The sequence below is a fragment of the Rhizobacter sp. P2_H2 genome (assembly GCF_056403375.1).
On record NZ_JBFUFP010001861.1, the window covers coordinates 1 to 514 of the forward strand.

Below are 514 nucleotides of genomic sequence, written 5' to 3' on the forward strand. Positions count from 1 at the left end.
GTGACACGCATGCCACGAATGCAGGCCTTGCCACCCATCACGTCCGGTCGCTGTGTAATGCGTTCCAGGGGTCCCATGTCAGCTCCTTGTCGCAACGCGAACCATGGTAGCGAGTATCCCCGCGCAGAAGCAGCTCATCTAGCCGAACCGCACGTTCTCCACCAGGAAATCCAGCAGCGCCCGCACCCGTGACGGCAGGTGCCCGCCCTGGCCGACGAACACCGCGTGGAACTCTTCCAGGTCGCCGGGGTTGAAGTCTTCCAGCACCGCGACCAGCCGCCCGGCGGCGATGTCATCGCGCACCTGGAAGGCGGCCAGCCGCACGAGACCGAGCCCCGCCACCGCGAGCCGGCGCAGCGATTCGCCGTCGCTGACCCGCGCGTTGCCGTTCAACGCCACCTGCACGACCTTGCCACCTTCCATCAGCGGCCAGCCCTCAAGCGCACGGGCATACGTGAAGCCCAACCGGTTGTGCGACGCGAGATCGGCCGGCGTGATCGGCGTGCCGCGCTGT

2 protein-coding genes are annotated in these 514 nt (G+C 67.5%); both read right to left on the reverse strand.

Annotated elements, in window-relative coordinates:
• Positions 1 to 77: DUF433 domain-containing protein (locus tag AC1D15_RS36635; protein WP_477829958.1), on the reverse strand; the 77-nt coding region annotated here is incomplete at its 3' end.
• A gap of 61 nt (positions 78 to 138) precedes the next feature.
• A partial coding sequence (locus tag AC1D15_RS36640; RefSeq protein WP_477829957.1) for a LysR substrate-binding domain-containing protein occupies positions 139 to 514 on the reverse strand: 376 nt, incomplete at its 5' end.